The following is a 13,767-nucleotide window of genomic DNA, read 5'->3' as shown; positions in this document are numbered from 1 at the left end:
GGCTTCTGCCCCAGAACAGGAAAGCGGAGCCGAGAGGTCTCGACTCCGCTCTACCGCATTCGGGCTGCAATCTGCTTCCTCTGCCTGAGTCTCCGAACTTCGCTCCTACCTCATTTCCAAAGTTCGGGATGACTCATGCTTCGTTTCCATCCACCGGAAAGCGCCGGGGCTTACGCCTCCACCGGCTCCGCGGCCTCGACCACGGGCGCCCCAGCCTCCGCCTGCGCGCCCTCCGGCCCGAACTCCACCTCCTGGTACCGGAAGATCCCGGTGCCGGCGGGGATCAGGTGGCCGATGATGATGTTCTCCTTCAGCCCCGTCAGGTTGTCCCGGGCGCCGCGGATGGCGGCGTCGGTCAGCACCCGCGTGGTCTCCTGGAAGGAGGCCGCGGAGATGAAGGACTGCGTGGTCAGCGATGCCTTGGTGATCCCGAGCAGGAGCGGCTCGGAGATCGCGGGGCGCTGCCCGTTGTCGATCGCCGCCTGGTTGGCGTCCAGGAACACGATCCGGTCCACCGTCTCGCCCTCCAGGAAGTCCGTCTCGCCCGGCTCGGTGATCCGGACCTTCTGGAGCATCTGGCGGACGATGACGCCGATGTGCTTGTCGTTGATCTTCACGCCCTGCAGGCGGTACACCTCCTGGACCTCGTTGAGGAGGTACTCCTGCACCGCGCGCGGCCCCTTGATCCGCAGGATGTCGTGCGGGTTCACCGGGCCCTCCGACAGGCGGTCGCCGGCGCGCACGAAGTCGCCCTCGTGCACCCGGAGGTGCTTCCCGACCGGGACCTCGTAGACCCGCTCGTTCCCGGTGTCCGGGATGACGATGACCTCGCGCTTGCCGCGCTTGATGTCGCCGAAGCGGACCGTGCCGTCGATCTCGGTGATCACCGCCGGGTCCTTGGGCTTGCGCGCCTCGAACAGCTCGGCGATGCGCGGGAGGCCGCCGGTGATGTCGCGCGTCTTGTACGCCTCGCGGGCGATCTTCGCCAGCGCGGCGCCCGGGGCGATCTGCTCCCCGTCGCGCACGGTGAGCTGCGCCCCCACCGGGACGATGAACTCGCGCAGCTTCTGGTCGGTGTCCGGGTCGCGGATCTCGATCATGGGGTGGAGCTTCTTGCTCCGGTCCTCGATGATCACCATCTGCCGGCGGCCGGTGGACTCGTCCAGCTCCTCGCGGACGGTCTCCTCGTCGGCGATGTCGATGAAGCGGACCACGCCGCCGAAGTCGGCGACGATCGGCTCCGAGTACGGGTCCCACGAGAAGAGCATGTCGCCGACGGCCACCTGCTGGCCGTCCTCGATGGCGATGGTGGCGCCGTACGGCACCGCCAGCCGCGAGCGGACCGCGCCCTCCGCGGTGCGCATGATGATCTCGCCCTCGCGGGAGGTCACGATCCGCGCCTCCTCGGGCGTCTTCACCGTGGTGATGCGCTCGAACTGCGCGATCCCCTCCACCTTGCTCTTCCGCGCGGTGGTCGCCGCGATGCGCGCCGCGGTGCCGCCGATGTGGAAGGTGCGCAGGGTGAGCTGCGTGCCCGGCTCGCCGATGGACTGCGCGGCGAGGATGCCCACGGCCTCGCCCACGTCCACCATCTCCATGGTGGCGAGGTTGCGGCCGTAGCACTGCTTGCAGAGCCCGCGGCGGCTGTCGCAGGTGAGGACGCTGCGGATCTTGATCGCCTGGATCCCGGCCTCCTCGATGTCGTCCGCCATCTCCTCGTCGATCAGCGTCCCCGCCTCGCAGAGGAGCTCGCTGTCGATGGGGTCGAACACGTCGTCGAGCGCCACGGAGCCGACGATCCGGTCCTTGAGCGGCTCCACCACGTCCTCGCCCTCCTTGAGCGCGGAGACCTCCAGGCCGAGCACCGTGCCGCAGTCCTCCTCGGCGATGGTGACGTCCTGCGCCACGTCCACCAGGCGCCGGGTCAGGTAGCCCGCGTCCGCCGTCTTGAGCGCGGTGTCTGCCAGGCCCTTCCGGGCGCCGTGCGTGGAGATGAAGTACTCCAGCACGGTGAGCCCCTCTCTGAAGTTCGACTTGATCGGCGACTCGATGATCTCGCCGATGCCGCCCGTGAGCTTCTTCTGGGGCTTGGCCATCAGGCCGCGCATCCCCGCGAGCTGCCGCATCTGGTCGCGCGAGCCGCGGGCGCCGGAGTTCATCATCATGAACACCGGGTTGAAGCCGCCGCGGTCACGGGCCAGGCGCGCCACCATGGCGTCCGCCACGTCGTTGTTGGCGTGCGTCCAGGTGTCGATGACCTTGTTGTAGCGCTCGCCGTTGGAGATGACGCCGTTGTTGTAGGCGCGCGTGAAGCGGCCCACGTCGTCCTCCGCCTCGCGGAGGATGACGTCCTTCTCCGCGGGGATCTTCATGTCCTCGATCCCCACCGACACGCCGCCCATGGTGGAGTACCGGAACCCGAAGCTCTTCAGGTCGTCCAGGAACACCACCGTGCGCCCGAGGCCGACCTCGCGGTACGCGTTGAAGATGATGTCGCCCAGCTCCTTCTTCCCCATGGTCCGGTTCCAGTAGCCCATCCGGCCCGGGACGACGGAGTTGAAGATCACCCGCCCCACGGTGGTCTGCACCCACTCCGCCTTGCGCGGGTCGCCGTACTCGTCGACCGCGCCCTCGGTGGGGACGTACCAGAAGTAGATGGCGTCGTGGAAGTGCATCTGCCCGTAGGCGACCGCCATCTCCACCTCGGCCACCGAGCCGAAGCGCCGCACCAGGCGGGCCGGGTCGCGCTGGTCCTGCGGCTTCTGCCGCTCCTCCGCGTCCTCGGCGAAGCGCGCCGGGGCGTCCTCACGGTCCTTGGTCAGCCAGTAGCACCCGATGACGATGTCCTGCGAGGGCGCCGCGATCGGCCGCCCGTTGGACGGCAGGAGGATGTTGTTGCTGGAGAGCATCAGCACCCGCGCCTCGAGCTGCGCCTCGAACGACAGCGGGACGTGCACCGCCATCTGGTCGCCGTCGAAGTCGGCGTTGAACGCCGCGCAGACGAGCGGGTGGATGCGGATCGCCTTCCCCTCCACCAGCACCGGCTCGAAGGCCTGGATGCCGAGGCGGTGCAGGGTGGGCGCGCGGTTGAGCAGCACGGGGTGGTCGCGGATGATGTCCTCGAGCACCTCGTACACCCGCGGGTCGTCGCGCTCCACGATCTTCTTGGCGCGCTTCACCGTCTCCGCCTCGCCGCGCTTCTCCAGCTCATGGATGATGAACGGCTTGAACAGCTCCACCGCCATGGCCTTGGGGAGGCCGCACTGGTGCAGCTTCAGCTCCGGGCCCACCACGATGACGGAGCGGCCCGAGTAGTCCACGCGCTTGCCGAGCAGGTTCTGGCGGAAGCGCCCCTGCTTCCCCTTGAGCATGTCGGAGAGCGACTTGAGCGGACGCTTGCCACGGCCGCGGATCGCCTTGGTGCGGCGCCCGTTGTCGAAGAGCGCGTCCACCGCCTCCTGGAGCATGCGCTTCTCGTTCCGGAGGATCACCTCCGGGGCGCGCATCTCCATGAGCTTCTTCAGCCGGTTGTTCCGGTTGATGACGCGGCGGTACAGGTCGTTCAGGTCCGAGGTCGCGAAGCGCCCGCCGTCGAGCGGCACCAGCGGCCGCAGGTCGGGCGGGATCACCGGGACCACGTCCAGGATCATCCACTCGGGCTTGTTGCGCTCCGAGGGCGTCGCCCCCGAGGCGCGGATGGCGTCGATCACCTTGAGGCGCTTCAGCACCAGCTTCTTGCGGTGCTGCGACGTCTCGTTGGCCACCTGGACGCGCAGCTCCTCGGCGAGCGTGTCCACGTCCAGCATGCCGAGCAGCGTGCGGATCGCGGGCGCGCCGATGTCGGCGACGAACTCGTCGTCACCCTCCTCCCGGGTCTTGTCGCGCAGCTGGAGGTACTCCTCCTCCTCCAGCACCTGGGCGACCTTGACGTCCTGGTTCCCCGGGTTGATGACGGCGTACGCGGCGTAGTAGATGACCTTCTCCAGGTCGCGCAGCGTCATCCCCAGCAGGTAGCCCATCTGCGACGGGAGCGTCTTGAACATCCAGATGTGCGCGACGGGCACCGCCAGCTCGATGTGCCCCATGCGCTCGCGCCGCACCTTGGAGAGCGTCACCTCCACGCCGCACTTGTCGCAGATGTGGCCGCGGAAGCGGATACGCTTGAACTTACCGCAGTGGCACTCCCAGTCCTTCACCGGCCCGAAGATGCGCTCGCAGAAGAGACCGTCCCGCTCCGGCTTGAAGGAGCGGTAGTTGATCGTCTCCGGCTTCACCACCTCGCCGAAGCTCCACCCCCGGATCTCCTCGGGGGAGGCGATCTTCACCTGGATATAGTTGAAGTCCTGCGACCGTGTCTCGCGCGTGCGGGGAAAGTCGATCATGCTTTGGTCCCCTTATCTATGATGGTGTGTCCGGCTTCGGTTGCTGACTGACGACGATTGTTCGGGCGAATCCCGGCCAGGCCGGGATTCGCCTGCCGGCCCTCAGCTACCGAGCGTCACCGAGATCCCCAGCGCCTGCAGCTCCTTGACGAGCACGTTGAAGCTCTCCGGGAGCCCGGGCTCGGGGAGGTTCTCCCCCTTGACGATTGCTTCGTAGACGCGCGAGCGGCCGTTCACGTCGTCCGACTTCACCGTCAGGATCTCCTGCAGGGTGTGCGCCGCCCCGTAGGCCTCCAGCGCCCACACCTCCATCTCGCCGAAGCGCTGCCCGCCGAACTGCGCCTTGCCCGCGAGCGGCTGCTGCGTGACCAGCGAGTACGGCCCAATGGACCGCGCGTGGATCTTGTCGTCCACCAGGTGCGACAGCTTGAGCATGTAGATCGCGCCCACCGTCACCGGCGAGCGGAACTCCTGCCCGCTCCGGCCGTCCCGCAGGCGGACCTTGCCGCCCGGGGTGAGCCCGGCGCGCTGCATGTGCTCCTCGATGGCGGCGTTGAGCCCCTCGTTCCCGCCGGAGGCCGCGAGCGCCGCGGCGGCGGGGAACTGCTCCTCGAATGTCCCCTCGCCGCGCTCGGCGACCTCCCGTGCGGAGGCCACCAGGTACCGGCCCAGGTCCCGCAGCTTGTCCAGCGTGGCCTGGGGAGCGCCCGGGGCGGTGAGGAGCCGGTCCACGGACCGGCCGATCCCCGACTCGGGGCGCGGCTCGATCTCCGAGGCGGCCTCGGCCGCCTTGGCGGCCTCCACCAGCCCGCGGATGTCCTCCAGGTCGAAGGCCGGCGGCTCCGCGTTCACCACGCCGAGCGCCTGGCGCGCCCAGGTGACGCCCGCGACCCGCATCATCGCGCCGATCTCGTCCTCGGAGGCTCCCTGGAACACCGGCGTCTTGGCCTCGAAGCCCAGGACGCGCGCCGCCCACCCCAGGTGGGTCTCCAGGATCTGCCCCACGTTCATGCGGCTCGGCACGCCGAGCGGGTTGAGGCAGACGTCCACCGGGGTGCCGTCCGGGAGGAACGGCATGTCCTCCTCGGGGACGATGCGGGCGATGATGCCCTTGTTCCCGTGGCGGCCGGCCATCTTGTCGCCGACCGAGATCTTGCGCTTCTCGGCCAGGTAGACCTTCACCAGCTGGACCACCCCCGGCGGGAGCTCGTCCGGCTGGAACACCTTGTCGATCTGGTCCTCGGTCTTCTGGCGGACCCGCTCGATGCGGCGCTTGCTCTCGTCGATCAGGCGGCGGAGCAGCTCGTTGGTCGGGCGGTCGGTGACCTTGAGCGTGGTCAGGTCCACCTCGGACAGGTCCAGGGCGTCCGTCACCTCGTCGGTCAGCTCGGTCCCCTCGTTGAAGAAGGGCTCCACCGTGCCGCGCTTGAGGAAGAGCGCCACGGTCTTGCCGCGGATCAGCTCCTTGATCTCCTCGTCGCGCGCCTCGGAGATGCGCAGGATCTCGCCGCGCTCGTTGGAGCGCAGGTCGCCGATCTTCTCGCCGCGCTCCTTCTCCAGGATCGGGTCGTCGATGCGGCGGGAGAAGATCTTCACGTCGATCACCGTCCCCTCCACGCCGGGCGGGACCTTGAGCGACGAGTCCTTCACGTCCTTTGCCTTCTCGCCGAAGATGGCGGTCAGCAGCTTCTCCTCGGGAGAAAGCTCCGTCTCGCCCTTCGGGGTGATCTTGCCGACCAGGATGTCGCCCGCCTTCACCCGGGCGCCGATCCGCACGATCCCGCGCTCGTCGAGGTCCACCAGCGACTCCTCGGCGACGTTGGGGATCTCGCGCGTGATCTCCTCCATCCCCCGCTTGGTGTCGCGGACCTGGAGCTCCAGCTCCTGGATGTGGATGGAGGTGTAGACGTCGTCCTTGACCAGCTTCTCCGAAAGGACGATGGCGTCCTCGAAGTTGTGGCCGTACCAGGGCATGAACGCCACCAGCAGGTTCCGCCCGAGCGCCAGCTCCCCGTTCTCGGTGGAGGCGCCGTCGGCCAGCGGCTGGCCCTTCGCCACCTGCTGCCCCTTGTGGACCAGCGGGCGCTGGTTGATGGCGGTGTCCTGGTTGGTCCGCCAGTACTTCTTCATGCGGTAGCGGTCGAACTGCGCGAGGCGCCGCAGCGGCTCGTCGGAGTTCGGCGCGCCCGCCATCCCGGCGTCGACCACGATGTGGTCGGCCGTGACCTCGCGCACGATCCCGGCGCGCCGCGCCACCACGACGGAGCCCGAGTCCGCAGCGACCACCGACTCCAGCCCGGTGCCCACCAGCGGGGCGGCCGGGAAGAGGAGCGGGACCGCCTGCCGCTGCATGTTGGAGCCCATGAGCGCGCGGTTCGCGTCGTCGTGCTCCAGGAACGGGATCAGCGCCGCGGCCACGGACACCAGCTGGTCCGGGGCCACGTCCATGAAGTCGATCTCGTCCGGACGCAGGAGCGGGAAGTCGCCCCGCTCGCGGCACAGCACGAACTCGTTGACGAACGAGCTCCCCGGGTCCAGCGGCGCGTTGGCCTGGGCGATCCGGGAGTTCTCCTCCTCGTTGGCGGAGAGCCACGCGACGATCCGCGTCACCACGGGGGTGACGAGCGTCAGGTCCGAGGCCGCGGTCAGCGAGTAGCGGCCCACGTCGGTCTCGGCGGTGAGCGCCGGGGCGCCGTTGGTGAAGTCCAGCCCCACCGCGTCCGGCGTGTCGGCGTCCTCGTCCACGATGGGCGCGAGCCCCTCGAGCTGGAGGGTGTACAGCCGCTCGGCCACCTCTTCCGTGAGCACCATCCCCGGGACGGCGAGCACCGCCGCGGAGCGCGGCTGGAAGACCCGCACCGGGAGCGAGATGGGGTTGCGGATCGCCTCGGGGGCGACGCCGCGCGCGGCGGCCCCGGCGCGCCGCGACACCACGCGGACCAGGTTCACCGGCTGCTCGGCGATGCGTGCGGCCAGCTCCTCGGTGATCCGCTCGCCGCGGCGGGCGAGCACCGGGAGGCGGAGCACCTCCTCGTCCCAGTCGGTCTGCGGGACCTCGGCGGCCATCATCCGCGGGAAGAGGGTGCTCCAGTCGAGCACGTCCTCGGCCAGCTCCGCCCCGACGATCATCTGCCGGAACACCTCGCGCCCGCGCTCGGCGTCGATCTCCTCGCCCTTCTTGGCGAACACCTTGGCGCGCTCGCCGATCACCACGCGCGCGGCCTCGGTCAGCTTCACGCGCGAGGGGTAGCGGACCACCGCGCGCACCACCTTGCGGTACGGGGTCTCGATGAAGCCGAGGTCGTTGATCCGCGAGTAGGTGGTCAGCGAGTTGATCAGCCCGATGTTCGGGCCTTCCGGCGTCTCGATCGGGCACATGCGCCCGTAGTGCGAGTAGTGCACGTCGCGCACTTCGAAGCCGGCGCGCTCGCGGGTCAGACCGCCCGGCCCCAGCGCGGAGAGACGCCGCTTGTGCGTCATCTCGGCCAGCGGGTTCGTCTGGTCCATGAACTGGCTGAGCTGCGACGACCCGAAGAACTGCTGGATCACCGCGGAGACCGTCCGCGCGTTGACAAGGTCGTCGATGTTGATCTTGTCCGCGTCGGACACGATCGACATGCGCTCGCGGACCAGCCGCGCCATGCGGGACAGGCCCACGGAGAACTGGTTGGCGATCAGCTCGCCCACGGAGCGGACGCGCCGGTTCCCCAGGTGGTCGATGTCGTCCGTCCCGCCGCGGCCCTCGTGGAGCTCCACGAGCTGGTGCAGGATCGCCAGGACGTCCTGCGCGGTGAGCGCGGTCATCCCCGCCGGCGGCGTGGCGAAGCCGAGCGCCCCGAAGGCGTCCACCAGGCGCTGGTTGATCTTGTACCGCCCCACGCGGCCCAGGTCGTAGCGCTTGTTGAGCGACTCCTCGGTGTACTCGCTGTAGTCGGAGCGGGCCCCGGCGCTGTCGCCGGCCAGCGCGCCGGCCACCACCAGCGAGGCCCGCGGCTGGAAGAGGAGGCGCCACACGGCGGTGTAGACCTGCACCACCCGGTTCAGCTCGTACACCAGCACGCGGCTGGGGCGGCCGGTCTTCTCGGCGCGCTCGTCGCGCAGGCTCTCCCAGACGTAGCGGATCCCGCGCTCCTGGGCGAAGCGGATCATCCGCTCCTCGGCGGAGCGCTGCGAGTCGCGCGCGACCAGGTCGGAGGGGCCGGAGTCGCGCTCGGCCCAGGCGTCGAGGAAGTCGGCGACGTGCATGATCTGGTCGCCGGCCTCGAAGTACTCGTCCTCGGTCCACGCGTCCGGCGCGGGGGCGGTCCCCGGGCGGATCAGGTTGTGGATCGCGAAGAGCGAGTCCAGCGTGCCCCGGGTGGGGTCCTTGGCCAGCGTGGCGCGCAGGGTGGTGCCGCCGTGCTGCCCGGAGCGGAAGACGGCGACCTCCTCCACGCCCGCGCGGAGCAGCCGGCCCAGCAGGTCCGCGCCGAGCTCGTCGCCCGCGCGCGCCAGCAGGTTCGCGGAAGTGACCGGGAAGGAGGCGACCCCCGCCCCGCGGAGCGTGTCGACCACCTCCTGGGTGAGCCGGGTGCCGCGCTCCACCACCTCGCCGGTGCCGGGGAGCACGATGTCCCGGTACAGGCGCGGGCCCTCGGGACCGACGACGCCCGGGTCCAGGACGTCCTCGGCCAGGAAGCCGTGGAAGGTCTCGCCGCGGCGGCTCTCGCGGGACCCCTCGCGCTCCAGCCCCCCGAGCGCGATGCGCTCGCGGCCGAAGAAGATGTCCAGGATGTCGGCGTCCCGGGAGTACCCGACGGCGCGCAGCAGCGCGGTGGCCGGGAACTTCTTCTTCTTGTCGATGTGGACGGCGATGACGTCGTGGATGTCGATGGTGAACTCGACCCACGAGCCGCGGAACGGGATGATGCGCGCGCTGAACAGCTTCGACCCGTTGGGGTGGGTGTTCTCTTCGAACACCACGCCCGGGGAGCGGTGCAGCTGCGACACGATCACCCGCTCGGCGCCGTTGATGATGAAGGTGCCCAGGGGGGTCAGGACCGGCAGGTCCCCCAGGTAGACCTCCTTCTCGATGATGTCCTTCGGGCGGCGCTCGTCCCCCGCGTCCTCCCACACGACCAGCCGGAGAGTGGCCTTGAGCGGAGCGGCGTACGTCATGTCGCGCTCCATGCACTCTTCCATGTCGTACTTCGGCTCACCCAGCGTGTAGCGGACGAACTCCAGCGAGAAGTTCCCGTTCACGTCGCTGATGGGGAAGATCTCGTTGAAGACCCGCTCCAGGCCGACGTCCTCCCGTTCACGGGCGGCCGCGTCCGTCTGCAGGAGTGTCTCGAATGCGCGTAGCTGCACGTCGAGGAGGTTCGGAAGCTCCATCCCCGACGTGAGCTTGGCGAAGGAGACAATCGATTTGTCTAGCGTTGCCAAGTGGGTCTCCCTCTTAGCGAGCGTGGAAAAGATCGGAAGCGCAAACACCCCCAACCGAACACCTCGGCGGGGTGACGTATCGTCCGGGTATGTAGAGCGGCCTGCGCGTCATGAGCCGTCCGGCTGAAGGGACTGAGCCGGGACCGCCGCCGCGGGCATGCCCGCTGGGAGACCGGCGACCCCTCCGCGACCGACCCGAAGGGCCTCCAGGCAGATTTCTCCCCCTGGAGGCCCTCCGACCGGACGAGGTTCAGTCCTACTTCAGCTCGACGGCGGCGCCCTGCTCCTCGAGCTTGGCCTTCATCGCCGCGGCGTCGTCCTTGGACACGCCCTCCTTGACCGTCTTGGGGGCGCCGTCCACCAGGTCCTTGGCCTCCTTGAGGCCCAGGCCGGTGAGCTCGCGCACCACCTTGATGACCTGGATCTTCTTCTCGCCGGCACCGACGAGCACGACGTCGAACTCGGTCTGCTCCTCGGCGGCGGGGGCGGCGGCGCCACCACCGGCGGCGGGCGCGGCAGCGGCCACCGGGGCCGCCGCGGTCACACCGAACTTCTCCTCGAAGGCCTTCACGAACTCGGAGAGCTCGAGGACGGTCATGTTGCTGATCGCGTCGAGAAGCTCGTCACGGGAAAGCGTGGTCGCCATTTTGGGCTCCTATTTGTAGTACGTACGAAGGTGAAACCAGGGTATTCGACCGGCGGGCCGGGCCCGCCTCGGCCGGGAAAGCGCCTGCTGTCGGGCGCGAGTTACGATCCAGCGCCCTCGCGCTGCTGGCGAAGCGCATCCACCGCCCGCGCGAACCCCGCGAGCAGCTGGCTCATCCCGCCGGCCAGGCGCGCCATCGGCGCCTGGAGCCCGCCCGCGATCTGCGCGAGGAGGACTTCCCGCGGCGGCATGGCGGCAAGCTTCCGCACCTGGTCGGCGTCGAAGGCCTTGCCATCCACCACTCCCACCTTGATGGCGGGCCGGTCGCCGAACTCCTTTGCGAAGTCGGTCAGGACCTTGGCGGCGCCCACGGCGTCCTCGCGGCCGATCACCAGGCCGGTGGGCCCGCTGAAGAAGCCCGCGATGTCCGGGAGCTCCATCCCGGTCAGCGCCCGCTGGGCCAGCGTGTTCTTGACCACCACGTACTCCACCCCCTGCTTGCGCAGGCGGGAGCGGAACTCGGTGATCTGCTTCACGTTCATCCCCGTGAAGTCCGTCAGGTAGAACGCGCTCGCCCCGTCGAGCCTCTGGTTGAGGTCTTCGATGACGGCTGTCTTGAGTTCCTTCTTCATGGATCAGCCCCGCCGGTAGAGGTTGGAATCGACCGCCACCCCGGGTCCCATGGTGCTGGACACCGTCACGCTCCGGACGTACTGTCCCTTGGCGGCGCTCGGCTTCGCGCGGATCACGGTGTCCATGAACGCCGCCAGGTTCTCCTCCAGCTGCTCGGGCTGGAACGAGACCCGGCCGATCGGCGCATGGACGTTCCCCGTGCGGTCCACGCGGAACTCGATCTTACCCGCCTTGATCTCGCGAACGGCGCGGGCGACGTCGAAGGTCACCGTGCCGGCCTTGGGCGTCGGCATCAGGCCGCGCGGACCCAGGATCCGCCCGAGCTGTCCGACCTGGCCCATGACGTCCGGCGTGGCGACCACCACGTCGAAGTCGAGCCACCCGTCCTTGATCTTCTGCACATACTCGGTGCCGATGAAGTCGGCGCCCGCTTCCTCCGCTTCCCGCGCCTTGTCGCCCTGCGCGATCACGAGCACGCGGGCGGTCTTCCCGGTGCCGTGGGGCAGGACGACGGCCCCGCGGACGATCTGGTCCGCGTGACGCGGATCGACGCCCAGGCGGACGGCGACCTCGACCGTTTCGTCGAACTTGGCGAAGGACAGGTCCTTCACCAGGATGACGGCCTGGCCGGGCTCGAACGTCGACCCATCGGGAACGCGGGTCTGTGCCTCGCGGAACTTCTTTCCGTGCTTAGGCATGTACCCCCTCAGGCGATTCTGCTGACCGGTCCTCCCACCGTGCGTCGCCCAACGCAGGCGGTGGTGCCTGGACCCGGACGCGGCTCCTCGCTCGGCCGTGGCCTCGCGCGGGAGGGCGGGAGCGCTCCCCCGCCGCGTCCGCGAAACTCCCGCCTCAGTCCGTGATCTCGATCCCCATGGAGCGCGCGGTGCCGGCGATCTGCCGCATCGCGCCCTCGACGTCGACCGCGTTCAGGTCGGGCATCTTGGTCTCGGCGATCTGCCGGACCTGGTCGCGGGTCACCGTGCCGACCTTGGTCCGGTTGGACGTCGCGGAGCCGCTCTGGAGCCCCGCCGCCTTCTTCAGCAGGACCGCCGCGGGCGGGGTCTTGGTGATGAAGGTGAAGGAGCGGTCGGCGTACACCGTGATCTCGACCGGGATGATCATCCCGGGCTGACCCTGGGTCCGCGCGTTGAACTGCTTGCAGAACTCCATGATGTTCACGCCGTGCTGACCCAGCGCGGGCCCGACGGGCGGCGCGGGGTTGGCGGCCCCGGCGGGAACCTGGAGCTTGATGAATCCGGTGACTTTCTTCGCCATGGCTCGGCCTCAGTAACCCTTTAGCTGCGTGTAGTCCAGCTCGATGCTGGTGGGGCGGCCGAAGAGCGACACCTCGACCTTGACCTTCCCCTTGTCGGGGTAGACCTCCTGCACCGTCCCGCTGAAGTCGTTGAACGGTCCCTCGATGACCTCGACGACCTGACCCGAGGTGAAGGGGATCGGCTCGGCCACGTCCTCCGCGACCGCCGCCGTCTCCGTCTCCTGCCCCAGGATCTTGGCGAGCTCTTCCTCGCCCAGGGGCTGCGGCTCGGCGCCGGTTCCGAGGAACTTGAGCACCCCCTGGATGCTGTTCACCAGGTGCGCGTTGCGCTGGTTGTACACCATCTTCACCAGCACGTACCCGGGGTAGAGGCGGCGGGTGACGTTCACCCGCTTCCCGTTCCGGATCTCGACGGCCTCCTGGGTGGGGACGAGCACCTCCTGGATCTGCTTCTCCTCGGGCTCGCCCTGCTCCTCGTCGATCCGGCGCTGGATCAGCCGCTGGACCTTGTTCTCATGCCCGGAGTACGTCTGGATCGCGTACCACTTCGCCTCGCCCATCCGGTCAGCCTCCGACCAGCGATGCGATCAGCTCGAGCCCGATGCGTGCGAGCCAGTCCATCACGAAGATGGTGGCCGCGACGATCGCGACGAAGATGACGATGACGACCGTGGACTCCCGGAGCTGCTCCCGGTCGGGCCAGGTCACCTTCTTGATCTCGTCGCGGACCTCTCCGAAGAAGTCGACGGCGCTGGTGCGGGTCGTCTCAGCCATGCGCGGGCAAGGGGGGTACGATGTACGTTTCAGGAGCAGGCCGGGACGAAAAGAAGGGCCTGGACCCAGCGCCCTTCCCCCGCGCCACCGCCCGCCGGAGCTGCTGCGACTACTTGGTTTCCTTGTGCGGCTGGTGCTTGTTGCACCGCGGGCAGTACTTCGCGTACTCCACGCGCTCCGGGTGGAGCCGCTTGTTCTTCGTCTTGTGGTAGTTCCTCTCCTTGCACTCGGTGCAGGCGAGGATGATCTTGTCGCGCATGGCTGTGACTCCTATCAGCGTACGGCAGGCGGCGGTCCGGCGTCAGCCGGCCGCCGCCTGCCGGGATTGATCGTTACTCGACGATCTCGGTGACGACGCCGGCGCCGACGGTGCGGCCGCCCTCGCGGATGGCGAAGCGCAGCTCCTTCTCCATGGCGATGGGCGTGATCAGCTCCACGCTCATCTGCACGTTGTCGCCCGGCATGACCATCTCCACCCCCTCGGGCAGGTTGGCCGTCCCCGTCACGTCCGTCGTGCGGAAGTAGAACTGCGGCCGGTAGCCGTTGAAGAACGGCGTGTGCCGCCCCCCCTCTTCCTTCGTCAGCACGTAGACCTCGGCCTTGAACTTCGTGTGCGGCGTGATGGTCTT

General features: G+C 69.0%; 9 protein-coding genes and 1 pseudogene. All 10 read right to left on the bottom strand.

Annotated elements, in window-relative coordinates; all coding sequences use genetic code 11:
- Nucleotides 1-170 precede the first annotated feature (170 nt).
- Entirely contained in the window at nt 171-4,382 is a 4,212-nt protein-coding gene (gene rpoC, locus VGR37_09640; GenBank protein ID HEV2147650.1) for a DNA-directed RNA polymerase subunit beta', read from the bottom strand.
- Between the two features lie 111 nt (nt 4,383-4,493).
- A pseudogene (locus VGR37_09635) lies at nt 4,494-9,806 on the bottom strand (DNA-directed RNA polymerase subunit beta).
- Between the two features lie 256 nt (nt 9,807-10,062).
- The gene (gene rplL / locus VGR37_09630) at nt 10,063-10,452 is read right to left on the bottom strand and encodes a 50S ribosomal protein L7/L12 (protein ID HEV2147649.1); all 390 of its coding nucleotides are present in this window, start codon (nt 10,450-10,452) and stop codon (nt 10,063-10,065) included.
- A 101-nt stretch (nt 10,453-10,553) separates the two neighbouring features.
- Nucleotides 10,554-11,084 carry a 50S ribosomal protein L10 gene (gene rplJ, locus VGR37_09625; GenBank protein ID HEV2147648.1) on the bottom strand — a complete coding sequence of 177 codons (531 nt, stop codon included), beginning with the start codon at nt 11,082-11,084 and terminating at the stop codon, nt 10,554-10,556.
- Nucleotides 11,085-11,087: 3 nt separating this feature from the next.
- Complete coding sequence (gene rplA, locus VGR37_09620; GenBank protein ID HEV2147647.1) at nt 11,088-11,783, bottom strand: 50S ribosomal protein L1; 696 nt, start codon at nt 11,781-11,783, stop codon at nt 11,088-11,090.
- Between the two features lie 154 nt (nt 11,784-11,937).
- On the bottom strand, nt 11,938-12,363 hold the full coding sequence (gene rplK, locus VGR37_09615; GenBank protein HEV2147646.1) for a 50S ribosomal protein L11: 426 nt from the start codon (nt 12,361-12,363) through the stop codon (nt 11,938-11,940).
- A gap of 9 nt (nt 12,364-12,372) precedes the next feature.
- Nucleotides 12,373-12,924, bottom strand: coding sequence for a transcription termination/antitermination protein NusG (nusG, locus tag VGR37_09610; protein HEV2147645.1), 552 nt, complete (start codon nt 12,922-12,924; stop codon nt 12,373-12,375).
- Between the two features lie 4 nt (nt 12,925-12,928).
- Nucleotides 12,929-13,138, bottom strand: a complete 210-nt coding sequence (gene secE / locus VGR37_09605) for a preprotein translocase subunit SecE (GenBank protein HEV2147644.1) — start codon at nt 13,136-13,138, stop codon at nt 12,929-12,931.
- 109 nt (nt 13,139-13,247) lie between these two features.
- Nucleotides 13,248-13,397 (bottom strand): 50S ribosomal protein L33, encoded by a 150-nt coding sequence (rpmG, locus tag VGR37_09600; GenBank protein HEV2147643.1) that lies wholly within the window; start codon nt 13,395-13,397, stop codon nt 13,248-13,250.
- Between the two features lie 73 nt (nt 13,398-13,470).
- The coding region (gene tuf, locus VGR37_09595; GenBank protein ID HEV2147642.1) for an elongation factor Tu at nt 13,471-13,767 on the bottom strand (297 nt) is incomplete at its 5' end.

The organism is Longimicrobiaceae bacterium (assembly GCA_035936415.1).
Classification (GTDB): domain Bacteria; phylum Gemmatimonadota; class Gemmatimonadetes; order Longimicrobiales; family Longimicrobiaceae; genus JAFAYN01.
The sequence above is the reverse complement of the archived record's forward strand: the minus strand, read 5'-3'. Positions and strand labels throughout refer to the sequence as shown.

Coding starts and splice junctions, on each gene's coding strand:
- rpoC (HEV2147650.1), bottom strand. CDS start 4,382: ATGATCGACTTTCCCCGCACGCGCGAGACACGGTCGCAGGACTTCAAC.
- rplL (HEV2147649.1), bottom strand. CDS start 10,452: ATGGCGACCACGCTTTCCCGTGACGAGCTTCTCGACGCGATCAGCAAC.
- rplJ (HEV2147648.1), bottom strand. CDS start 11,084: ATGAAGAAGGAACTCAAGACAGCCGTCATCGAAGACCTCAACCAGAGG.
- rplA (HEV2147647.1), bottom strand. CDS start 11,783: ATGCCTAAGCACGGAAAGAAGTTCCGCGAGGCACAGACCCGCGTTCCC.
- rplK (HEV2147646.1), bottom strand. CDS start 12,363: ATGGCGAAGAAAGTCACCGGATTCATCAAGCTCCAGGTTCCCGCCGGG.
- nusG (HEV2147645.1), bottom strand. CDS start 12,924: ATGGGCGAGGCGAAGTGGTACGCGATCCAGACGTACTCCGGGCATGAG.
- secE (HEV2147644.1), bottom strand. CDS start 13,138: ATGGCTGAGACGACCCGCACCAGCGCCGTCGACTTCTTCGGAGAGGTC.
- rpmG (HEV2147643.1), bottom strand. CDS start 13,397: ATGCGCGACAAGATCATCCTCGCCTGCACCGAGTGCAAGGAGAGGAAC.